The sequence below is a fragment of the Streptomyces pyxinicus genome (assembly GCF_024753135.1).
Taxonomy (GTDB): domain Bacteria; phylum Actinomycetota; class Actinomycetes; order Streptomycetales; family Streptomycetaceae; genus Streptomyces; species Streptomyces pyxinicus.
The window spans coordinates 80,625-101,707 of record NZ_JANUGP010000013.1; the positions used below are offsets into that span (position 1 = coordinate 80,625).

At 72.3% G+C, this 21,083-nt stretch carries 18 protein-coding genes; 10 read left to right on the forward strand and 8 right to left on the reverse strand.

Annotation, left to right across the window (positions count from 1 at the left end; translation table 11 throughout):
* Positions 1 to 228 precede the first annotated feature (228 nt).
* Complete coding sequence (locus NX794_RS18730; protein WP_258779712.1) at positions 229 to 1,758, reverse strand: aldehyde dehydrogenase (NADP(+)); 1,530 nt, start codon at positions 1,756 to 1,758, stop codon at positions 229 to 231.
* A 168-nt stretch (positions 1,759 to 1,926) separates the two neighbouring features.
* On the opposite strand from NX794_RS18730, the gene NX794_RS18735 reads away from it, so the two are divergent.
* From NX794_RS18735 to NX794_RS18745, 3 genes are read left to right on the forward strand one after another with little or no spacing between them, the layout of a single operon-like run.
* On the forward strand, positions 1,927 to 2,700 hold the full coding sequence (locus NX794_RS18735) for an IclR family transcriptional regulator (protein WP_258779713.1): 774 nt from the start codon (positions 1,927 to 1,929) through the stop codon (positions 2,698 to 2,700).
* Positions 2,701 to 2,746: 46 nt separating this feature from the next.
* On the forward strand, positions 2,747 to 3,220 hold the full coding sequence (locus NX794_RS18740) for a GNAT family N-acetyltransferase (protein WP_258779714.1): 474 nt from the start codon (positions 2,747 to 2,749) through the stop codon (positions 3,218 to 3,220).
* 54 nt (positions 3,221 to 3,274) lie between these two features.
* Complete coding sequence (locus NX794_RS18745) at positions 3,275 to 4,726, forward strand: peptidoglycan D,D-transpeptidase FtsI family protein (RefSeq protein ID WP_258779715.1); 1,452 nt, start codon at positions 3,275 to 3,277, stop codon at positions 4,724 to 4,726.
* A gap of 19 nt (positions 4,727 to 4,745) precedes the next feature.
* Here NX794_RS18745 and NX794_RS18750 read toward each other — a convergent pair whose 3' ends face one another.
* The 5 genes from NX794_RS18750 to NX794_RS18770 form a co-directional block, all read right to left on the reverse strand.
* Positions 4,746 to 6,197: an NCS2 family permease gene (locus NX794_RS18750; RefSeq protein WP_258779716.1), complete on the reverse strand. Its 1,452-nt coding sequence runs from the start codon at positions 6,195 to 6,197 to the stop codon at positions 4,746 to 4,748.
* Between the two features lie 193 nt (positions 6,198 to 6,390).
* Entirely contained in the window at positions 6,391 to 7,188 is a 798-nt protein-coding gene (locus NX794_RS18755) for an HAD family acid phosphatase (protein WP_258779717.1), read from the reverse strand.
* Between the two features lie 137 nt (positions 7,189 to 7,325).
* Positions 7,326 to 7,907: a TIGR03086 family metal-binding protein gene (locus NX794_RS18760; protein WP_258779718.1), complete on the reverse strand. Its 582-nt coding sequence runs from the start codon at positions 7,905 to 7,907 to the stop codon at positions 7,326 to 7,328.
* A 61-nt stretch (positions 7,908 to 7,968) separates the two neighbouring features.
* The gene (locus NX794_RS18765; RefSeq protein WP_258779719.1) at positions 7,969 to 9,144 is read right to left on the reverse strand and encodes a hypothetical protein; all 1,176 of its coding nucleotides are present in this window, start codon (positions 9,142 to 9,144) and stop codon (positions 7,969 to 7,971) included.
* On the reverse strand, positions 9,141 to 10,082 hold the full coding sequence (locus tag NX794_RS18770) for a 5-dehydro-4-deoxyglucarate dehydratase (RefSeq protein WP_258779720.1): 942 nt from the start codon (positions 10,080 to 10,082) through the stop codon (positions 9,141 to 9,143). The genes NX794_RS18765 and NX794_RS18770 overlap by 4 nt, the downstream gene beginning before the upstream one ends.
* 238 nt (positions 10,083 to 10,320) lie before the next feature.
* Here NX794_RS18770 and NX794_RS18775 point away from each other — a divergent pair, with 238 nt between their 5' ends.
* From NX794_RS18775 to NX794_RS18805, 7 genes are all read left to right on the forward strand, one after another.
* A complete protein-coding gene (locus NX794_RS18775) occupies positions 10,321 to 11,130 on the forward strand; it encodes an NAD-dependent epimerase/dehydratase family protein (RefSeq protein ID WP_258779721.1) in 810 nt (269 codons plus the stop codon).
* 288 nt (positions 11,131 to 11,418) lie between these two features.
* Complete coding sequence (locus NX794_RS18780; RefSeq protein ID WP_258779722.1) at positions 11,419 to 12,189, forward strand: DeoR/GlpR family DNA-binding transcription regulator; 771 nt, start codon at positions 11,419 to 11,421, stop codon at positions 12,187 to 12,189.
* Between the two features lie 125 nt (positions 12,190 to 12,314).
* Positions 12,315 to 13,688 carry an ABC transporter substrate-binding protein gene (locus NX794_RS18785; RefSeq protein WP_258779723.1) on the forward strand — a complete coding sequence of 458 codons (1,374 nt, stop codon included), beginning with the start codon at positions 12,315 to 12,317 and terminating at the stop codon, positions 13,686 to 13,688.
* Positions 13,685 to 14,623, forward strand: a complete 939-nt coding sequence (locus NX794_RS18790; RefSeq protein WP_258779724.1) for a carbohydrate ABC transporter permease — start codon at positions 13,685 to 13,687, stop codon at positions 14,621 to 14,623. The genes NX794_RS18785 and NX794_RS18790 overlap by 4 nt, the downstream gene beginning before the upstream one ends.
* Positions 14,620 to 15,444 carry a carbohydrate ABC transporter permease gene (locus tag NX794_RS18795; protein WP_258779725.1) on the forward strand — a complete coding sequence of 275 codons (825 nt, stop codon included), beginning with the start codon at positions 14,620 to 14,622 and terminating at the stop codon, positions 15,442 to 15,444. Before NX794_RS18790 ends, NX794_RS18795 begins: the two co-directional genes overlap by 4 nt.
* Positions 15,441 to 16,430, forward strand: coding sequence for a zinc-dependent alcohol dehydrogenase family protein (locus NX794_RS18800; RefSeq protein ID WP_258779726.1), 990 nt, complete (start codon positions 15,441 to 15,443; stop codon positions 16,428 to 16,430). The genes NX794_RS18795 and NX794_RS18800 overlap by 4 nt, the downstream gene beginning before the upstream one ends.
* Positions 16,431 to 16,534: 104 nt before the next feature.
* A complete protein-coding gene (locus tag NX794_RS18805; protein ID WP_258779820.1) occupies positions 16,535 to 17,716 on the forward strand; it encodes a TerD family protein in 1,182 nt (393 codons plus the stop codon).
* A 68-nt stretch (positions 17,717 to 17,784) separates the two neighbouring features.
* On the opposite strand, the gene NX794_RS18810 is transcribed toward NX794_RS18805, so the two are convergent.
* Together NX794_RS18810 and NX794_RS18815 are read right to left on the reverse strand one after the other, a co-directional pair.
* Positions 17,785 to 19,248, reverse strand: a complete 1,464-nt coding sequence (locus NX794_RS18810) for a PhoX family protein (RefSeq protein ID WP_258779727.1) — start codon at positions 19,246 to 19,248, stop codon at positions 17,785 to 17,787.
* Between the two features lie 185 nt (positions 19,249 to 19,433).
* A complete protein-coding gene (locus NX794_RS18815) occupies positions 19,434 to 20,861 on the reverse strand; it encodes a hypothetical protein (protein ID WP_258779728.1) in 1,428 nt (475 codons plus the stop codon).
* Positions 20,862 to 21,083: the final 222 nt, after the last annotated feature.

Here is a 21,083-nt window from a genome sequence, read left to right on the forward strand (position 1 = left end):
TCTCCCCATGACGCCGGGCGCCATGAGGGGGCGTCCCGGAAACACACCGCTCGCGCGTGCACCAGGGGCGACGGCGACCGTCCCGGGCGCGGGGGCCGGAACCACCGCTGCGCACTCCGGGGGCGCGAGGCACTACTGCGGGCGGGCCGAGGCCACGCTTACTCCACCCCCGGGGGGGGCGCCGGACGCAGGCGCTACCGCGCGCCCCGCCGCCGGGCCGCGTCGGCGCTACCGCTCCAGAACCCCGTTGAACCGGCGTGGCAGCCCCAGGGGATTGTCGTCCAGGAGTTCGCGGGGCAGGAGGGCGGTCGGGGTGTTCTGGTAGGTGACGGGGCGGAGCCAGCGCTCGATGGCCGTGCCGCCCACGGAGGTCGAGGTGGACGTGGTGGCGGGGTAGGGGCCGCCATGGTGCTGGGCGGGGGCGACCGCGACTCCGGTGGGCCAGGCGTTCACGACCACCCGGCCGGCCAGCGGGGTGAGTGCGGCGAGGAGGTCGGCGCCCCGGCCCTGGCCGGCCGCCTCCCGCGAGGACAGCTGTACGGAGGCGGTGAGGTTGCCCGGCAGCCGGGACAGGACGGCGGTGGCCTGCTCCTCGTCGGTGTAGCGGGCCACGACGGTGACCGGCCCGAAGCACTCCTCCAGCAGGACGCCGTACGCCCCCTCCTCGGTCAGCCGGTCCGCCGGCACCGTGAAGAACCCGGCGCTGACCGTGTGCTCGCCGCCCGCGCCCGGTGTCACCGGGGACTCCACGTCCGCCAGGGCGGCGCGCTCGCGCACCCCGGCGAGGAAGTCGTCCCGCATCCGGTGGTCGAGCAGCACCCCGGCGTCGGTGTCGCTGACCGCGTCGGTGAGGGACTTCAGGAGCCGGTCGCCGCCCGCGCCGGACGGCACCAGAACCAGCCCCGGCTTCACGCAGAACTGGCCGACGCCGAGGGTCATCGAGCCGGCGAGCCCCGCGCCGATCTCCTCGGCCCGCTCGGCCGCCGCCGCCTCGGTGACCAGGACGGGGTTGAGCGAGCCGAGTTCGCCGTGGAACGGGATCGGCACCGGGCGCGCGGCGGCGGCGTCGAAGAGGGCGCGCCCGCCCCGGACCGAGCCGGTGAACCCCGCGGCGGCCACCAAGGGGTGCCCGATCAGCTCGACGCCGGCCTCGAAGCCGTGCACCAGTCCGACCACGTCCGCGGGGATGACGTGCGCGGCGGCGGCCCGGCGCAGCACCTTCGCGACCAGCTCGGACAGCGCCGGGTGGTCGGGGTGGGCCTTGACGACGACCGGGCAGCCGGCGGCGAGCGCGCTCGCGGTGTCGCCGCCGGCGACGGAGAAGGCGAAGGGGAAGTTGGAGGCGGAGTAGACGGCGACGACCCCGAGCGGCACCTTGTGGCGGCGCAGGTCCGGGACCGGCGGGGTGGCGCCGGCGTCGGGGTGGTCGATCACGACGTCGAGGAAGGCGCCCTCGTCCACGATGTCGGCGAAGGCCCGCAACTGATAGCAGGTCCGGGCGAGTTCGCCGGTGAGGCGGACCGGGCCGAGCGCGGTCTCCGCGTCGGCCGTCTCGACCAGGCCGTCCCGGGCCGCGTCCAGGCCGGCCGCGGCCGAGCGCAGGAACGCGGAGCGCACCGCGCGGTCGGCCAGGGCGCCGCGGACCGCGTGGGCCGCGCGGACCGCCGTGTCCACCTCTTCGGCTGTGGCTTCCACCGCAACCTGCTCCCGCCGCTTCCCGGTACGCGGGTCGACACTCCAGACTGGTGCTGCTGCCACCACGGGTCCCTCCCAGTAAGGCCGCTGTTCCCGGCCACCCCTGGACGGTGTTCGATATACTGAACGCCGTCTCTGGTGATGAATACGCTGCTCGGAGACTACCTATCCGGGTCCGCGCGAATCCAGGTCCCGTGGCACAGGTCCTCGGGGGAACGAAGGGGCAGGGCGATGACGGCAGGCGAGGCAGGCGGCGGGGCGCAGGTCAAGTCCGCGGTACGGACGGTGGAGCTGCTGGAGTACTTCGCCGGCCGGCCCGGCATGCACGCGCTGGCGGCCGTCCAGGAGGCCGTGGGCTACCCCAAGTCCAGCCTGTACATGCTGCTGCGCACACTCGTGGAGCTGGGCTGGGTGGAGACCGACGCGACCGGCACCCGGTACGGCATCGGGGTGCGGGCCCTGCTGGTGGGCACCTCGTACATCGACGGCGACGAGGTGGTGGCCGCCGCCCGCCCCACCCTGGACCGGCTCTCCGACGACACCACCGAGACCATCCACCTGGCCCGGCTCGACGGCACCAACGTCGTCTACCTGGCCACCCGCCAGTCCCAGCACTACCTGCGCCCCTTCACCCGGGTCGGGCGCCGGCTGCCGGCCCACTCCACCTCGCTCGGCAAGGCGATCCTCGCCACCTACACCGACGAGCAGGTGCGCAAGCTGCTGCCACAGACGCTGCCCGCGCTCACCGAGCACACCCTCACCGACCGGGAGAAGCTCATCGAGGAGCTGCGCCAGGTGCGCGAGCGGGGCTTCGCGGTCGACCGCGAGGAGAACACCCTGGGCCTGCGCTGCTTCGGCGTGGCGATCCCCTACCGCACCCCGGCCCGGGACGCCGTCAGCTGCTCGGTGCCGGTGGCCCGGCTGACGCCCGCGCACGAGCAGCTCATCAAGGACGCGCTGTTCGACGCCCGGGACCGGCTGACGCTGGCGACGCGCAGGCTCTGAGCGCGGGTCGGCGGCCCGGCGCGCGTGCCGTCGTAGGCTCGGGCGCATGGAGATCGCGCTGCGGGCCGTCGAGGAATCGGACCTGCCGGAGTTCTTCCGGCAGATGACCGACCCGGTGGCCGTCCGGATGGCCGCGTTCGGCCCCGAGGAGGACCGCGACCCGGATGCCTTCGCCGACTGGTGGCGCCGGCTCCTGGCCACCGACGCCGTGCCGCGCACGGTGCTGGCCGACGGCCGGGTGGTGGGCAGCACCGCCGTCTACGGCGAGCCGGGCGGACGCGAGGTGACGTACTGGATCGACCGCGCCTGCTGGGGCCGGGGCGTGGCCACCGCGGCGCTGCGCGCCCTGCTCGCCGAGGTCCCCGACCGGCCGCTGTACGCGCGGGCCGCGGCCGACAACACCGGCTCGCTGCGGGTGCTGGAGAAGTGCGGCTTCCGCGAGGCCGCCCGGGCCCGCGGATACGCCAACGGACGCGGCCGGGAGGTCGAGGAGGTCGTGCTGGTCCTGAACGGCCGATGAGAAAACGGGGCGCGCGGGAACGAAAGCACCCCTTCCGCTCGTCTTCGGAGCGGGATGAACAAGACGATCAGGCGGGCGTCCGTCTTCGCGCTGCTGCTCGTGCTCACCCTGCTGGTCAGGGCGACGTGGGTGCAGTTCTACGACGGCAAGGCCCTCGCGGAAGACAACAAGAACCGGCGGAACGTGATCGCGACGTACTCGCGCCCGCTCGGGAACATCATCGTGGCCGGGAACGCGATCACCGGCTCCACGCGCACCAAGGGCGGCGACCTCGCGTACAAGCGCTCCTACCAGGACGGCAAGCTGTACGCGGCGGTGACGGGCTACGCCTCGCAGGCCTACGCGCCCACCCAGCTGGAGGGCATCTACCAGGACCTGCTCAACGGCACCGACACCCGGCTGAAGACCATCATGGACACCGTCACGGGCCGGCGCGCCGACCCGGGCGACGTGCTGACGACGATCGACCCGGCCGTGCAGAAGGCGGGGTACCGGGCGCTCGGTGACACCAAGGGCGCGGCGGTCGCGATCGACCCGAAGACCGGCAAGATCCTCGGCGCGGTCTCGACGCCGTCGTACGACCCGTCCTCGCTGACCGACGCGAACACCGCCGGGTCGGCCTGGAAGTCGCTGAACGCGGACAAGGACAAGCCGCTGACCAACCGCGCGCTGCGCCAGCCGCTGCCGCCGGGCTCCACCTTCAAGCTGGTCGTGGCGGCGGCCGCGCTGGAGGACGGGCTGTACGAGAACGTGGACGTCCCCACCGACAGCCCCGATCCCTACATCCTGCCGGGCACGGTGCGCCCGCTGGAGAACGAGAACAAGTCGGCGCCCTGCGAGAACGCCCCGATCCGGCAGGCCCTGCGCTACTCCTGCAACAACGTCTTCGGTCACATGGCCGTCCAGCTCGGCCAGGACAAGGTGCGGGCGATGGCCGAGAAGTTCGGCTTCAACGACGACGCGCAGGACGTGCCGGTGCGCGCCTACCCGAGCCTCTACCCCTCCGGCATGGACAAGGCGCAGACCGCGCTGTCCGGCATCGGTCAGTTCGACGTCACCGCGACCCCGCTCCAGATGGCCATGGTGTCCGCCGCCATAGCCAACGACGGCGAGCTGGCCTCGCCGCACATGGTGTCGCAGATCACCGACGGCGACGGCGAGGTGCTGAAGGACTACGACGACGACGCGGACACCCGGCGGATCGTCAGCTCGGAGACCGCCGAGCAGTTGCGGTCGGCGATGCGGACGGTGGTCGAGCAGGGCACCGGCACCAACGCGCGGATACCCGGCGCCACCGTCGGCGGCAAGACCGGCACCGCCCAGCACGGCGAGAACAACAGCAAGACGCCGTACGCCTGGTTCACCTCCTTCGCCAAGTCGGGCAGCGGCAAGGAGGTCGCCGTGGCGGTGATGGTCGAGCAGTCGAACGCGGCGCGCTCGGAGGTCAGCGGCAACGGCCTCGCGGCACCGGTGGCGAAGGCGATGATGCAGGCGGCGCTGAAGTAGCGCCGCCCGCGCGGGGGCCCTACTTCACGCCGAGGAGCTGTTCCACGGGGTCGATGGCGAAGTACACCAGGAACAGCGCCGAGACCGCCCACAGCAGCGGGCTGACCTCCCGGGCCTTGCCCAGCACCGTCTTGAGGACGACGTAGGAGACGAAGCCCGCGCCGATGCCGTCCGTGATGGAGTACGTGAACGGCATCGCGGCGATGGTGAGGAACGCCGGTACGGCGATCTCGTAGCGGTCCCAGTCGATGTGTTTGACGTGGGTCATCATCAGGAAGCCGACCGCGATCAACGCGGGTGCCGCCGCCTGCAGCGGGACGATGGTGAGCAGTGGGGTCAGGAAGAGGGCGAGGCCGAAGAGGGCGCCGGTGACCAGGTTGGCGAAGCCGGTGCGGGCGCCCTCGCCGACGCCGGCCGCGGACTCGATGTAGGCGGTGTTGGAGGAGGCGGAGCCGACACCGCCGGCGAGGGCGGCGGCGCCGTCGATGAACAGCACCCGGCCGATGCCGGGCACCTGGCCGCGCTCGTCCAGCAGCCCGGCCTCGGCGGTGATGCCGACGATGGTGCCCATGGCGTCGAAGAAGTCCGACAGGATCAGGGTGAAGACCAGCAGGACGGCGGTGAGCACCCCGGCCTCGGCGAAGCCGCCGAACAGGCTGAAGTGACCGACCAGGCCGAAGTCCGGGGCGGCGACGATCTCGTCCGGCACCTTGGGCGTGGTCAGGCCCCAGCTCTTGACGCCGGCGACCGCGTCGACGACGATCGCGACGACGGTCATGACCACGATGCTGATGAGGATCGCGCCCTTCACCCGCCGGGCGAGCAGGGCGACGGTGAGCAGCACGCCGAGACAGAACACCAGCACGGGCCAGCCGGTGAGGCGGCCGACGGCACCGAGCTGCACGGGCACGGTGCTGTGCGCGGCGTCGGGGACGCGGCTGACGAAGCCGGCGTCCACGAAGCCGATGAACGCGATGAACAGGCCGATGCCGACGCCGATCGCCTGCTTCAGCTGCTGCGGGATCGCGTCCATGATCGCCTTGCGCAGGCCGGTGAGGACCAGGACGCAGATGACGATGCCCTCCAGCACCACCAGGCCCATCGCGTCGGACCAGCTCATCAGCGGGGCGAGCTGGAAGGCGACGACGGCGTTGAGGCCGAGGCCGGCGGCGATGGCGAGCGGGAGGTTGCCGCCGACACCCATCACGACCGTCATCACACAGGCGACCAGGGCGGTGGCGGTGGCGAGTTGGCCGGTGTCGAGGGTGTGGCCGTACTTGTCCTCGGCGCTGCCCAGGATGATCGGGTTCAGGACGAGGATGTAGGCCATCGTGAAGAACGTGGCGAAACCGCCGCGTATCTCACGGCCGAGCGTGGAACCCCGCTCGGAGATCCTGAAGTACCGGTCGACGCCGTTCGGGGCAGGGGATGCGGCGCCGGGGCGCGGTTCCGCCCGCTGCGTCTCGGTCATGGGCCAACTCCTCGTGCCGGGTGCTCGGTGCGCGGATGCTGGCTGGATTGTTCCCGTGCCGGGGCCGGTTCAGGTTTTCGCCGTGTTACGGAATCCGAGTCACTGATCGGGTTACGGCAGCGCGTGAGGGCTTCGGACGGGGCAGACGCGGGCCCCCACCCGGTCTGCTGGGTTCTGGTGGGGGCCCATGCCGTCAGGAGACGAAGTACGTCGGGTTGGGCAGCTTGTAGGTGCGGTCGGCGTGGCCGCCGTCCAGGTCCGAGTACTGGTCGCCGAAGTTGGCGATGACCTCGTAGCCGAGATCGTCCTCGATGTGCGCGCGGGTGCCCGACTTGTACTGGACGGTGGTGCACTTCCAGGCGCCCGGGGTGGCGCAGTCGGCCAGGTAGGCGGGCGGGTTGGCCGCGTCCTTGAGGAACATGTGCGCGGAGTCGAGGTTCACGTCGGCGCCGACCCTCTTCAGGTTGGTGACGGCGCCGGCGCGCTGGGCCTCGCTGAGGCCGGAGTTGTAGAAGACCTCTACGCCCTTGGCCTCGGCGTACCGGATCAGCTCCGGGGTGCCGAAGACGGCGGGGCGGTCGGCGCGGTTGACGTACTCGTTCCAGGTGGCCGAGTTGTAGCCGTAGTTGTTGCGCTTCTCGTAGTCGAGGCTGAGCAGCACGGTGTCGTCGATGTCGAAGACGACGGCCGGCCGCTCGTGGCGGTGGTGCGCCTTGCGGGCGGCCCGGTCGATGTACCGCTTGGCGGCGGAGTCGATCCGCGCGAGGTCCTTGGCGTACGGGCTGGTCGGGGACGCCTGGTAGACGCCGCCTGCGTCGACCGTGGTGCCGTAGTAGGTGTCGATGTCCTTCGTCAACAGGCCGATGTTGTACGGCTCGTGCGTGGAATTGGCCGTCGACTGTCCCGCGCCGGCCGCGCCCGCGCCGTACAGGGACACGCCGGCGACGAGGCAGGCGGCACCGAGGGCGGCTGCTCTGAGGGACTTCCGCATGGGTTCTCCGGATCTGGTGGAGTAGGGGATGTACCAGGTCGGAGACTGTCTACGCGCATCACAACGCCAAGGCGAGAGCTGTTATCCGATCGATATGGACTCCAACTCCGGGAAGAATCCGGAACATTGCCTTCCGGCTACCGCCTCCACCCCGGGTCGCGCCCGCTGAGGCCCACCGCGCGGTCCAGCGGGGATGCCGTCGGCGGGACCGGGACGGGTGGGCCGAAGAGGCCGTCGCCGGCGTCGGGGAGGTCGGCCGCGGTGCGGAGGAAGGTGTGGGTGAGGGCGAGGGCGGCGGGGTCGGGGGTGTAGTCCTGGCCGGTGGCGCGGGCCAGGTCCCAGCCGTGGATCACCAGTTCGTCGGCGACGACGGTGCCGGCGACCGCGCCGGGCAGGTCCACCCCGCCGGCCCGGGTGTCGCCGGTCCAGGCGGCCGGGTCGCGCCAGGCCTCGGCCAGCTCGGCGAGCGCCTCGGGCAGCTCGGCGCGCCAGCCGGGGGCGAGGCCGGCAGGGTTGCTGTCCGGGCTGGTGTCGGTCGTGGCGCCGAGGTTCTTGCGGGCGGCGTCGCGGAAGGCGACGGACAGCATGTGGAGGTGGCCCAGCAGGTCGCTCACCGCGAGGTCCGGGCAGGGGGTGGCGTCCGTCAGCCGCTCGTCGGTCACCGCCGCGGCGAGCCGTGCCACGATCTCGGTCTGCGGGCCGAGGTCCACCATGGTCATGTCCTGCTCCTTCGGGGTCGCGGTACCCGTACGGAAGGCAGACCGGCGGCGGCCCCGGAACTCATCGGTGCCGGGCCGGTGACGACAGTGCCTCCCGTACCGCCGCGAGGTCGGCGTCCGAGGCCAGCCCGGCGTGGTAGAGCCGCAGTTCGTTCGCGCCCTCGGACCGGGCCCGTGCCGCGTCCGCCGCGAGCGTGCCGGGGGCGCCGCCCAGGCCGGCCACGACGGTGAGGTTGGCGGCGAGCACCGTGCGGTCGGTGCCCTGTGCGGCGAAGGGCGCCAGCGGGGCCGTACCCCCCGTGCAGGGCACCACCACGCCGTCGGCGACGGAGAGGATGTGGGCGGGGTCGACGCCAACGTTGGCTCCGCAGTGGTGGGAGGCCGGGTCGGCGTGCAGCAGGACCTGGAAGCCGGCGGGGGCGGCGGCCCGTACGGCGGCGACGGCGTCCTCCTGGAGGGTGCGGGCGGCCCGCTCCCGCCAGGCGAGCACGGCGGCGGCCGTGTCCTCGCCGAGCAGTTTCCCGACGGTGGGCGGTCCCTCGTCGGCGGCCGTGCCCCGCCACAGCGGCTCCAGCGCGGTGCGTACGGCGGCGGCCAACGCGTCGGCGCCCAGGCCGTGTTCGCCGTAGCCGGTGCGGCAGGACGGGCAGAAGCACAGGGACATCAGATACTGCCCGGCGTCCCCGAGGCGCACCCCGCCGGTCTTGTCGTGGGCGTGCAGGTGCTGGAGGCCGTACCAGCCGCAGGACTCCAGCTCGGTGCCCCGCGCGCCGGGGCGTACGGCGGCCTCGGCGGCCAGGTCGACCAGGTAGGCCCGGGTGCCGGGCTGGGCGATGCAGGGCGCCCAGGGGTAGCGGTCGCCGTAGGCGTTGACCACCGAGGTGTCCGGATGCTCGGCGCCCATGCGGGAGTTGTGGGCGAGGACGACCCAGGTGTGCACCTCCAGACCGGCGCCGGCGAGCGCCTCGGCGGCCCGGCCGCAGGCGTTGCCCGGGGCCCAGCGGCCGGCGGGGTACGGGCGCAGGCCCCGGCCCGCCCAGCGATCGCCCGGCGGGTAGAGGACGGCGGCGTACTCGGCGGTGACGACGCGGTGGGCCGGGTGGCGGGGGGTCAGGGCGCGGGTGGAGTGGTAGGCGGCGGCGAGCGTCACCTGTGCCACGCCGAGTCCGGCGATCCGGTCGGGCGCCTCGGGGTCGCCGTTGACGTCCCAGGGGTAGACGAACGCCGACGCCTTCACGCGTCCTCCCGCAGCAGGCCGTACCCGTGCTCGATCAGCCGGGAGAGCTGCTTGACGTGGTCCTCGCCGGGTTCCCAAAGCGGCGGCCGCACCTCGCCGACGTCCGTTCCGCGCAGCCGTACGCCCGCCTTGACCAGGGAGACGGCGTAGCCACGGCCTTGGGCGCGCAGCTCGGCGAAGGGCCGGTAGAAGCCGTCGAGGAGGCGGTGCGCGGTGGCCGTGTCGCCCGTCCTGAGGGCCCGGTGGAAGGCGAGGGCGATCTCGGGGGCGAAGCAGAAGACGGCGGAGGAGTAGAGGGTGATGCCGAGGGCCTGGTAGGCGGGCTGGGTCAGTTCGGCGGTGGGCAGGCCGTTGAAGTACAGGAAGTCGCCGGGGGTCTCGGTGCGGACGGCGCTGACGGTGCGCTGCATGAGGTCCAGGTCGCCGATGCCGTCCTTGAGACCGACGACGCCCTCGGTGCGGGCGAGCGCGACCACCGTCTCGGGGGTGAGGACGGCGTTGTCGCGCTGGTAGACGACGACCGGCAGCGCGGTCGCCGCCGCGATGTCCCGGTAGTGCCGCAGCAGCCCGCGCTGTTCGGCGAGCACCAGGTAGGGCGGCATCGCGAGCAGGCCGTCGGCGCCCGCGCCCTCGGCCAGGCGGGCGTGGCGGACGGCGAGCGCGGTGCCGTAGCCGGTGCCCGCGACGACCGGTACCCGGCCCCCGGCGGCCTCGACGGCCACCCGGACGCAGGCCTCGAACTCCTCCGGCAGCAGCGCGTGGAACTCCCCGGTGCCGCAGCAGGCGAACACGGCGGCGGCGCCGGCCGCGACGCCCCGGCGCACATGGGTGCGGTAGACGTCGAGGTCGACCGAACCGTCGGGGCCGAAGGCCGTGACCGGGAAGAAGAGCGGCCCGCCGGGATCGTGGAGCCGGGCGGTGAGCGGGGCAGGCGTCACGGGCGCTCCCTGTCGGCGCATGCCCCGGAGAGGTGCATGCCTCTGATCGTCGTCCATATCCCTGAACGACTTCACGCTACGGGCCCCCTTCGGAGCCGGTCAAGCGGCGGCAGCACAGGCAAGAGCCGCGCACGCCCCGCCGACGGCACACTTGACGGGATTTGCCGCCGCTCCCTACCTTGTCCACGCATGTGAATCATGTCCACGCACACGGCCGCTGTCGTCAAGGAGACCGAGGATGCCCGCTCCCCGCACCGTTCTGCTCACCGGCGCCGGCGGCGGGGTCGGCACCCTGATGCGGTCCCTGCTGCCGGAGTACGGCTACTCCCTGCGCCTGTTCGACCTGCGCCCCGTCGAGGGCGAGCCGGACGCGATCACCGCCGACCTGTGCGACACCGAGGCCTTGCGCGAGGCGGTGCGAGGGGTGGACGCGATCATCCACCTCGCCGGCATCTCCCTGGAGGCGCCCTTCGAGAAGATCCTCCACTCGAACATCGAGGGCACCTACCGGCTGTACGAGGCCGCCCGGCTGGCAGGCGTGCCGCGCGTCGTCCTCGCCTCCTCCAACCACGCCGTCGGCTTCACGCCGGCCCCGCGCGCGGGCGACCCGCTGATCCCGGTCGGCACCCCGCGCCGTCCGGACACCTTCTACGGCCTGTCGAAGTCCTTCGGCGAGGACCTGGCCCAGCTCTACTGGGACAAGCACGGCCTGGAGACCGTCTCGGTGCGCATCGGCTCCTGCTTCCCGGAGCCGACCAGCGTCCGCATGCTCTCGATGTGGCTGAGCCCCGCCGACGGCGCCCGGCTCTTCCACGCGGCCCTGACCGCCGAGGGCGTCGGCCACACCGTGGTCTACGGCTCCTCCGCCAACACCCGTCTGTGGTGGGACCTGACGAGCGCCCGAGCCCTCGGCTACGCGCCCCGGGACGACTCGGAGCCGTACGCCGGGAAGCTGATCGCCGAGCAGGGCGAGTTGGACCCGGCCGACCCGGCCCAGGGCCACCTGGGCGGGCACTTCGTCACCGACCCGCCGATCTGGCCGTACTGAGACCGCGGCACTCCACGGCGACGCGGGGCCCGGAGGGCCGAAAACGGACGTCCCCGCGCGCGGGCGGGCACCGAACGGGCCCGCCCGCCGCCCCATTCGGGCACCGGAGCCGCCCGCTTCCACTTCGCGACCCGCGCCCCCGCAGGTCCGTGCCGGGCACAGCACCCGACAAACGGGCACACCCGGGCACTATCGGGCCCGCAACAGGCCTGGTCAGCGTCGCGCGCCCACTGTAGAACTTCCCCCATGGGTCCGAACGGGCAGCTCCACGGCGAAGTGAGTGACGGCATGACCATCAGGACGGCGGAAGAGCGCCAGCGCGAGATCGTGCGGGCCGCCCGTGCCACCGGCTCGGTGGACGTCACCGCGCTCGCCACGGAGCTGGGCGTGGCCAAGGAGACCATCCGGCGCGACCTGCGCGCGCTGGAGGACCACGGGCTGGTCCGCCGTACCCACGGCGGCGCCTACCCGGTGGAGAGCGCCGGCTTCGAGACGACGCTCGCCTTCCGGGCCACCAGCCATGTGCCGGAGAAGCGGCGGATCGCGGCCGCCGCCGCCGAGTTGCTGGGGGACGCGGAGACCGTCTTCGTCGACGAGGGCTTCACCCCGCAGCTCATCGCCGAGGCACTGCCCAGGGACCGGCCGCTGACCGTGGTCACCGCGTCCCTGCCGGTCGCGGGCGCCCTCGCGGAGGCCGAGCAGTTCTCGGTGCTGCTGCTCGGCGGCCGGGTCCGCTCGGGCACGCTGGCCACCGTCGACCACTGGACGACGAAGATGCTGGCCGGGTTCGTCGTGGACCTCGCCTTCATCGGGGCCAACGGCATCACCCGCGAACACGGTCTGACCACGCCCGACCCGGCGGTCAGCGAGGTCAAGGCACAGGCGATCCGGGCCGCGCGGCGCGTGGTGTTCGCCGGTACGCACACCAAGTTCGGGGCGGTCAGCTTCTGCCGGTTCGCCGAGGTCGGCGCGCTGGAGGCGATCGTGACGAGCACCCTGCTCCCGGCCGCCGAGGCCCACCGCTACTCCCTGCTGGGCCCGCAGGTCATCCGGGTCTGAGAAAACCGCACGTCGGCAAGTCCGTCCCCGAGGGCACTCCGCTTCCCGCGCGCCCTCCGCACCCCCCTTACCTCGCACACCTCGCACCCCCCTACCTCGCATCCCCATACCTCCAGGAGCGATCCATGCGCACCCCGAGCCGACGGAGGCCGCCGCGAGCCACGCTCGCCCTGGCCGCCGCAGGGACGCTGCTCGCCCCGCTGCTCTCCGGCTGCTGGGCCGGTGCGGGCGGGACCGGTTCCGGCGGCGACTCCATCAACGTGCTGATGGTGAACAACCCGCAGATGACCGAGTTGCAGAAGCTGACCGCCCAGCACTTCACCAAAGAGACCGGCATCAAGGTCAACTTCACCGTCCTGCCCGAGAACGACGTCCGCGACAAGATCAGCCAGGACTTCGCCAACCAGGCCGGCCAGTACGACGTGGCCACCCTGTCCAACTACGAGATACCGATCTACGCCCGCAACGGCTGGCTGCACGCCATGGACGGCTATGTCGCCAAGGACCCGGGCTACGACGAGCAGGACGTCCTGAAGCCCATGCGCCAGTCGCTGACCGGCGACGACGGCAAGCTCTACGGGCAGCCCTTCTACGGCGAGTCCTCCTTCCTCATGTACCGCAAGGACGTGCTGGCGGCCAAGGGCCTGACCATGCCCGCCCACCCCACCTGGCAGCAGGTGGCCGACATCGCCGCGAAGGTGGACGGGGCGCGGCCCGGCATGAAGGGCATCTGCCTGCGCGGGCTGCCCGGCTGGGGCGAGTCCATGGCACCGCTGACCACGGTCGTGAACACCTTCGGCGGCACCTGGTTCGACAAGAACTGGAAGGCCCGCCTGGACTCCCCCGAGTTCGCGAAGGCCACCAGGTTCTATGTCGGCCTGGTCCGCGAGCACGGCGAGTCCGGCGCCGCCCAGTCCGGCTTCGCCGAGTGTCTGAACAACATGACGCAGGGCAAGGTCGCCATGTGGTACGACGCCACCAGCGCGGCCGGCCTGCTGGAGGCGGCCGACTCCCCGGTCAAGGGCAAGCTCGGCTACGCCGCCGCCCCGGTGGAGAAGACCGAGGCCTCCGGCTGGCTCTACACCTGGGCCTGGGGCATCCAGGACGCCTCCCGCAACCCGGACAAGGCCTGGAAGTTCATCTCCTGGGCGTCCGGCAAGGGCTACGAGGAACTGGTCGGCGCCACCAGCGGCTGGCCGAACGTGCCGGCCGGCAAACGGGCCTCCACCTACGCCAACCCTGACTACCGCAAGTCCGCCGCCGCGTTCCAGGAGATGACCAAGGAGGCCATCGAGAGCGCCCGGCCCGACGACCCCGGGGTGCAGCCCCGCCCCGCGCCCGGCATCCAGTTCGTCGGCATCCCGGAGTTCACCGACCTCGGCACCAAGGTCTCCCAGGAGATCAGCGCGGCGATCGCCGGACGCCAGTCCGTCGACTCGGCCCTGAAGAAGTCCCAGCAGCTCGCCGAGAAGATCTCCAAGGAGTACGAGGGACGATGACCGCGACGACGACGGCCCCGCTCACGGCCGGCACCACCCGCAGCGCGCGCGGGCCCTCGCCCCGGCTGCGCGCCTGGGCCACCCGCGCCCCGCTGCTGCCCGCCCTGATCTTCATGATCGCGGTGACCCAGCTGCCCTTCGTGGCCACGCTGGTGATCTCCTTCTTCGACTGGAACGCCCTCTACCCGAAGGCCCGGCACTTCACCGGGATCGACAACTACCGCCAGGTGCTGACCGACGCGGACCTGCGCCACTCGGTGTGGACGACCGTGCTGCTCACGGTGGCGGTGGTACTGGCCAGCCTGGTGCTGGGACTGCTGCTGGCACTGCTGCTGGACCGCCGGTTCCGGGGCCGGGGCATCGTGCGCACCCTGCTCATCGCACCGTTCCTGGTGGTGCCGGTGGCCGCCGCGCTGCTGTGGAAGCACGTGCTCTACAACCCCGAGTACGGCCTGTTCAACGGGCTGCTGCACTATGTGGGCGGCCCCCAGCCCGACTGGGTCTCGAACACCCCGCTGCTCGCGGTCGAGGCCTCGCTGGTGTGGCAGTGGACGCCGTTCATGATGCTGATCCTGCTGGCCGGGCTGCAGAGCCGGGACCAGCAGCAGATCGAGGCGGCCCGGGTGGACGGCGCCGGCGACTGGCAGATCTTCGTCCACCTCACGCTGCCGCACCTGCGCCGCTATCTGGAACTGGGCGCGCTGCTCGGCTCGATCTACATCGTGCAGAACTTCGACGCCGTCTTCACCATCACCTCCGGCGGCCTCGGCACCGCCAACCTGCCCTACACCGTCTACCAGAGCTTCTACCAGGCCCACGAGAACGGCCTCGCCTCGGCCGCGGGCGTCCTGGTGGTCATCGGCTCGATCGTCATCGCGACCTTCGCCCTGCGCGTGGTGTCGTCCCTGTTCCGCGAGGAGGTGTCCCGCGCATGAACGTCCTGCGGCGTGGCGGTCTCGGCCTGCTGGCCTGGCTCGCCGGGATCGTGTTCTTCCTGCCGATCGCGTGGATGGCCCTGACGTCCTTCCACTCCGAGGTGGACGCGGCGACCAACCCGCCGTCCTTCGCCGCCTCCCTCACCCTGGACGGCTACCGCGAGTTCTTCGGCAGCGGCGGCGGGCCCAGCCCCTGGCCGGCGCTGGCCAACTCCACGGTGGCGTCGGTGGTCTCGACCGTGTGCGTGCTGCTGCTGGCCCTGCCGGCGGCCTACGCCCTGTCGATCCGGCCGGTGCGGAAGTGGACGGACGTGCTGTTCTTCTTCCTGTCCACCAAGATGCTGCCGGCCGTGGCGGGCCTGCTGCCGATCTACCTGTTCGCCAAGAACACCGGGATGCTGGACAACATCTGGCTCCTGGTCGTCCTCTACACGTCCATGAACCTGCCGATCGCGGTGTGGATGATGCAGTCCTTCCTCGCCGAGGTGCCGGTCGCCGTCATCGAGGCGGCCCGGGTGGACGGGGCGCGGCTGCCGGTGATCCTGGCCCGCGTGGTGGCCCCGATCGCCCTGCCCGGCATCGCCGCGACCGCGCTGATCTGCTTCATCTTCAGCTGGAACGAGCTGCTGTTCGCCCGGGTCCTGACGGGCGTGGTCGCCGAGACCGCCCCCGTCTTCCTGACCACCTTCATCACCAGCCAGGGCCTGTTCCTGGCCAAGGTGTGCGCCGCGTCGCTCGTCATCTCCCTGCCGGTGCTCGCCGCGGGGTTCGCCGCCCAGGACAAACTGGTCCAGGGCCTGTCGTTGGGAGCCGTGAAATGAAGGCCGCCGTCATCGAGTCCGTGGGCCGCGCCGTCGTCACCGAGGTCCCGGACCCGACGCCCGGTCCCCGCGAGGTGGTCGTGGAGGTCGCCGCGTGCGGTCTGTGCGGCACCGATCTGCACATCCTGCAGGGCGAGTTCGCGCCCAAGCTGCCGATCGTGCCGGGACACGAGTTCGCGGGCGTGGTGGTCGGCGTCGGCACCCAGGTCACCGAGGTCGCGGAGGGCGACCGGGTGGCCGTCGACCCCTCGCTGTACTGCTACGAGTGCCGTTACTGCCGTACCGGGCACAACAACCTGTGCGAGCGGTGGGCGGCGATCGGGGTGACGACGGCGGGCGGCGCGGCGCAGTACGCGGTGGCGCCGGTGGCGAACTGCGTGAAGCTGCCCGAGCACGTCCGCACCCAGGACGCGGCCCTGGTGGAGCCGCTGTCCTGCGCGGTGCGCGGCTACGACGTCCTCCAGGCCCGGCTCGGCGCCCATGTGCTGATCTACGGCTCCGGGACGATGGGCCTGATGATGCTGGAGCTGGCCAAGCGGACCGGCGCGGCGAGCGTGGACGTGGTGGACCTGAACCCGGCCCGGCTGGAGACCGCCCGGCGGCTCGGCGTCTCGGGGTCGGCGGCGAACGCCGACGAGCTGGACCGGCCGCAGGGCTGGGACGTGGTCGTGGACGCCACCGGCAACGCGGCGGCGATCCAGGACGGGCTCGGCCGGGTGGCCAAGGCGGGCACGTTCCTCCAGTTCGGCGTGGCCGACTACGCGACCCGGGTGACGATCGACCCGTACCGCGTCTACAACCAGGAGATCACCATCACCGGCTCCATGGCGGTGCTGCACAGCTACGAGCGGGCGGCGGAGCTGTTCGCGAACGGCGTCCTGGACCCGGAGGTGTTCATCAGCGACCGCATCCCGCTGGCGCGCTACCCCGAGGCGCTGGAGCAGTTCGCGGCGGGCGTGGGCCGCAAGATCGTCGTCGTGCCGTGAGCCGGTCGTGAACGGGTCGTGAGCCGGTCCTGAGCCGATCGGGGGTCGGTGCGCGGGTAAGGGAACGGTAAAGCGGTGTCGTTCGTTCACCCGGCATGACAGCTATGACCCCCGGCTCGAACATCCCTCTCCCCACCGCGCGCGTGACGGTGGACGTCGCCGCTCCGGTGCGGCTCGACGTATCGGGCCTGCTGCTCACGGGCGACGGCAAGGTGCGTTCCGACGACGACTTCATCTTCTACAACCAGCCGGCCGGACCGGGCGTGACCTACCGGTCCGGCGGCGGGAGCACACCCGACGCGATCACGGTGGACACCGGCGCCGTGCCCCCGGACATCGAGAAGATCGTGGTCACGGCCAGCCCGGACGCGGCCGGCCAGACCTTCCAGGGCATCGAGCCGACCGCGACGATCAGGAACGCCGACGACCAGAGCGTCCTCGCCACCTTCACCCCGCCCCGGCTCGGCACCGAGACGGCCCTGGTGATCGTGGAGGTCTACCGCCGGAACGGCCAGTGGAAGGCCCGCGCCGTCGGCCAGGGGTACGCCGACGGGCTGGCCGGCATCGCCACGGACTTCGGCGTGACGGTGGAGGAGCCCGCCCCGGCCGCCGCCGCCCCGCAGCAGCCGCCCGCCCCGGCGGCGGTGACCGCGCCCCCGATGCCCGCCGCTCCCCCGGCCGCGCCCGCGCCCCCCGCGCCGGGCGCCGGGAAGATCAACCTGGACAAGGGCCGGGTCAGCCTCCAGAAGAACCAGACGGTGTCCCTGGTCAAGGGCGGCCGTCCGCTGCTCTCCCGGGTGCAGATGGGCCTCGGCTGGGAGCCGGCGTTCGGCGGCCGGGACATCGACCTGGACGCCTCGGTCATCGCCTACGGCCCGCAGCGGAACCACATCGACAGCTGCTACTTCGGCAAGCTGACGATCCTGAACGGCGCGGTCAAGCACTCCGGCGACAATCTCACCGGCGAGGGCGGCGGTGACGACGAGGTGATCGTGGTGGACCTCGGCCGGCTCCCGCAGGAGGTCACCGGCCTGGTCTTCACGGTGAACTCGTTCTCCGGGCAGAAGTTCACGGACGTCGCCAAGGCGTACTGCCGCCTGGTCGACACGGCCACCGGCGAGGAACTCGTCCGCTTCGACCTGACCGGCGCCGAGCCGCAGACCGGCGTCCTGATGGCCAAGCTGATCCGCCAGTTCTCCGGCGAGTGGGACATGACGGCGATGGGCGACTTCGTGAAGGCCCGCACGGTCCGCAACATGGTCAAGCCGGCCGCGGCGGCGCTCTGACCAGGCACCGGCGTCCGCCGGCCGTGGCGTGCCACGGCCGGCGGGCGGTCAGGGCGGTACCGGACCGGTTACCGCTTCTGCCGCTTCCAGGGCCCGGTGATGGCGAGCATGATGCCCGGGGTCTGGATGTTGGCGTACAGGGTGCGGCCGTCGGGCGAGAAGGTGACGCCGGTGAACTCGCTGTACTCCGGCTCCTGTCCGGTGCCGATGTTCAGTTCGTTGCGGGCGATCGGGTAGGTGCGGCCGCTGTCGGTGGCGCCGAACAGGTGCTGGACGCCCGCGCCGTCCTCGGCGATGACCAGGCCGCCGTACGGGGAGACGGTGATGTTGTCCGGGCCGTCGAAGCTGCCGTCCTCGGACGGGTCGGGGTTCACGCCGAGGAGGACCTTCAGGGTCAGCGTGCGGCGCTTGGGGTCGTAGAACCAGACCTGGCCGTCGTGCTGGGCCGGGCTCTCCTCGCGGGCGTAGGAGGAGACGATGTAGACACCGCCGTCGCCCCACCACATGCCCTCCAGCTTGCGGGCGCGGGTGATCTGGCCGGCGGTGAACTGCTTGCGGGTGGAGACGGTCCGCGCGTCGCGGTCCGGGACGTCCACCCAGTCGACGCCGTAGACGGTGCCGGTCTTCTTGGCGCGGGAGAGGTCGTCGACGAACTGGCCGCCGGAGTCGAAGCACTTGAAGGCCTGGAGGACGCCCGCGTCGTCGGCGAGGGTGCGCAGCCGGCCGCGGCCGTGGTGGAAGCCGTGTGGCGGAGTCCAGCGGTAGAGCAGGCCGTTGGGGTTGGAGGCGTCCTCGGTGAGGTAGAGGTGGCCGCGCCGGGGGTCGACCACGACCGCCTCGTGGGCGTAGCGGCCGAGCGCCTTGACCGGCTTGGGGTTCCGATTGGCCCGGTGGTCCTCGGGGTCGACCTCGAAGACATAGCCGTGGTCCTTGGTGAAGCCGTACTTGCCGGCCTTGTCCTCGGTCTCCTCGCAGGTCAGCCAGGTGCCCCAGGGGGTGCTGCCGCCGGCGCAGTTGGTGGCGGTGCCGGCGATGCCCACCCATTCGGCGACCTGGCCGCCGCGGCGGACCTCCACGACGGTGCAGCCGCCGGCCGCGCCCGGGTCGTAGACGAGCCCCTCGGTGAGCGGCACCGGGTGCGGCCAGTCGGCGCGGGCGCCGGCCAGCTCGTGGTTGTTGACGAGGAGGGTGGTGCCGCGGGGGCCGTCGAAGGTGGCGGTGCCGTCGTGGTTGGACGGGGTGAACTCGCCGGATTCCAGGCGGGTCCGGCCGCTGTACGTGATGACCGTGTAGCTGAAGCCGGCGGGCAGGGCGAGGAGGCCCTTCGGGTCGGGGAGCAGCGGGCCGTAGCCGACACCGTGATGACCGTGGCCGTGCCCGTGCGCCGAGGCGCCGTCCGCGTGCTCGGCGCCGGTCTCCGTGGACGCGAGGGCGTTGGGCGCGGTGGCGAGGGCGCCGACGCTGCCCGCCAGGGCGACCCCGGCACCGGTGATCGCGGAGGTTCTGGCGAAGTCCCTGCGGGTGAGCGACATGGTGTCTCCTGTGACGGTGGGCGTGCCGTGGAGGGTGGCGGGCCTCGTTTCGGCGCACACGCTCCCGCCCATCGCTGAACGGGAGTTGAACGGAGGGCTACCGGCGAGACCCTTGTTCAAGAATCCGTATACCCCGCACCATGAACACCCCAAGCCCCGGCGCGTGCGTCACACCGGAGACCCCGTCAGTTCCCTTGCTGGGAGCGGGCCTTGAAGGCCGCCTTGCGGGCCTCCTTCGCCACCTTCTTGTCCGGGTGCAGCCGGCCCATCGCCTCCAGCACGTCGGCCGTCGCCGGGTGGTCGACCCGCCAGGCCGCAGCGAAGAACCCGCTGTGCTGCTCGGCGAGCCCCTCCACCAGCGCCTGGAGTTCCTCGGAGTTGCCCTCGGCCTGGAGCTGGGCGGCGACCGTGTCGACGGTCAGCCAGAACACCAGGTCCTGGGAGGGCGGCGGGACGTCGGCGGCGCCGCGCTCGCTGAGCCAGACCCGGGCGAGGCCGCCGAGTTCGGGGTCGTCCAGCACCTCGCGCAGGGCCGGTTCGGCCTCGGTGCCGACCAGCGAAAGAGCCTGCTGGCAGCGGAGCCTGCGCAGCGGGGCGCCCGGGTCGGCGCCCCGCGCGGCGGCGAGCAGTTCCCGCGCCGCGGCGAGGGAGTCGCGGCGGGCCAGCCACTGCTCGGTCTCGGCCTGGGCGGCGGACGCGCCGAAGGCGGCCGTGCCGTCGAGGAGTGCGTCCGCGTCCTTGTCGACCAGGTCGCCGACGGCCGGCACCGCGAAGCCGGCCTCCAGCAGCCGGGCCCGCAGCCCGTAGGCGCCGAGCGGGGTGAGCCGGACCAGGCCGTAGCGGGTGACGTCGGTGTCGTCCACGGGGGCGGCCGGTTCCTCGTCGGCGTCGGCCATCAGCGCCTCGTCCACCGGCTGGTACTCCACCAGGCCGATCGGCTCCAGCACCCGGAACTGGTCGTCCAGCCGCATCATGGCGTCGGAGACCTGTTCGAGGACGTCGTTGCTGGGCTCGCCCATGTCGTCCGGCACGATCATCGACGCGGCGAGGGCGGGCAGCGGGACCGGGCCCTCGCCGGGGTTGTCCTCACTGACCGTCAGCAGGTAGAGGTTGCCGAGGACGCCGTCGAGGAACTGCGCCTCGGCCTCCGGGTCCCAGTCGAGTGACGAGAAATCGATCTCGCCGCCGTCCTCCATGGCGTCGACCAGGCCGTCCAGGTCGGGCACGCTCGCGTCCGCGAGCACGGTCTCCAGCGCGGCGAGCCAGACGGCCAGCACATCGCCCGGGGAGCCACCGGTGAGCAGCGCCAGATCCTCGCCGGCCGCCACGGTGCCGGTCTCCTCGTCCACCACCTCGACCAGTCCGGCGTCCACGGCGACCCGCCAGGCCTCACTGGCGTGCGCGGCGGCGTCGTCACCGGTCAGTCCGAGCAGCTCGGCGGCGGCGGGCAGCTGCTCCTCCAGCAGGCCGCCCCCGGCGTCGACGCGGGTCTCGGGGCCGGCCCAGCGAGCCAGCCGGGCGGCACGGGAGAGCAACGGCGTGGACAGCGCGGCGCGCGCCAGCTCCGCTTCGGGACGCAGCCGTACGGGCGGCAGGGGGGAGCTGTCTGACATCGGCTGGTTCTCCTCGGACCGTGAAACGGGCTCAGCCGCTCAGCCTAGACGGATTTCCACCCATGCCGCCCGGTTCATCTCCCGGCCACCTGCCGTACCTGGCCGAAACCTTGACAACTCCCCGCGTCAGGCAGGAGATTGACGCGCGTAGAAGTTGGGGGGACAACTGTTCACTCGGCTCTACGCGTGTCACAGAGGGCTACCGCCCCCACACGCTCGTGT

Excerpts from the sequence above, each read along its gene's own strand:
- NX794_RS18750 (WP_258779716.1), bottom strand. The coding sequence starts at position 6,197 with ATGACCGAGACGCAGCGGGCGGAACCGCGCCCCGGCGCCGCATCCCCT.
- NX794_RS18790 (WP_258779724.1), top strand. The coding sequence starts at position 13,685 with ATGACCGCGACGACGACGGCCCCGCTCACGGCCGGCACCACCCGCAGC.
- NX794_RS18805 (WP_258779820.1), top strand. The coding sequence starts at position 16,535 with ATGACCCCCGGCTCGAACATCCCTCTCCCCACCGCGCGCGTGACGGTG.
- NX794_RS18755 (WP_258779717.1), bottom strand. The coding sequence starts at position 7,188 with ATGCGGAAGTCCCTCAGAGCAGCCGCCCTCGGTGCCGCCTGCCTCGTC.
- NX794_RS18785 (WP_258779723.1), top strand. The coding sequence starts at position 12,315 with ATGCGCACCCCGAGCCGACGGAGGCCGCCGCGAGCCACGCTCGCCCTG.
- NX794_RS18795 (WP_258779725.1), top strand. The coding sequence starts at position 14,620 with ATGAACGTCCTGCGGCGTGGCGGTCTCGGCCTGCTGGCCTGGCTCGCC.
- NX794_RS18800 (WP_258779726.1), top strand. The coding sequence starts at position 15,441 with ATGAAGGCCGCCGTCATCGAGTCCGTGGGCCGCGCCGTCGTCACCGAG.
- NX794_RS18745 (WP_258779715.1), top strand. The coding sequence starts at position 3,275 with ATGAACAAGACGATCAGGCGGGCGTCCGTCTTCGCGCTGCTGCTCGTG.
- NX794_RS18760 (WP_258779718.1), bottom strand. The coding sequence starts at position 7,907 with ATGACCATGGTGGACCTCGGCCCGCAGACCGAGATCGTGGCACGGCTC.
- NX794_RS18810 (WP_258779727.1), bottom strand. The coding sequence starts at position 19,248 with ATGTCGCTCACCCGCAGGGACTTCGCCAGAACCTCCGCGATCACCGGT.
- NX794_RS18735 (WP_258779713.1), top strand. The coding sequence starts at position 1,927 with ATGACGGCAGGCGAGGCAGGCGGCGGGGCGCAGGTCAAGTCCGCGGTA.
- NX794_RS18775 (WP_258779721.1), top strand. The coding sequence starts at position 10,321 with ATGCCCGCTCCCCGCACCGTTCTGCTCACCGGCGCCGGCGGCGGGGTC.
- NX794_RS18815 (WP_258779728.1), bottom strand. The coding sequence starts at position 20,861 with ATGTCAGACAGCTCCCCCCTGCCGCCCGTACGGCTGCGTCCCGAAGCG.
- NX794_RS18780 (WP_258779722.1), top strand. The coding sequence starts at position 11,419 with ATGACCATCAGGACGGCGGAAGAGCGCCAGCGCGAGATCGTGCGGGCC.
- NX794_RS18740 (WP_258779714.1), top strand. The coding sequence starts at position 2,747 with ATGGAGATCGCGCTGCGGGCCGTCGAGGAATCGGACCTGCCGGAGTTC.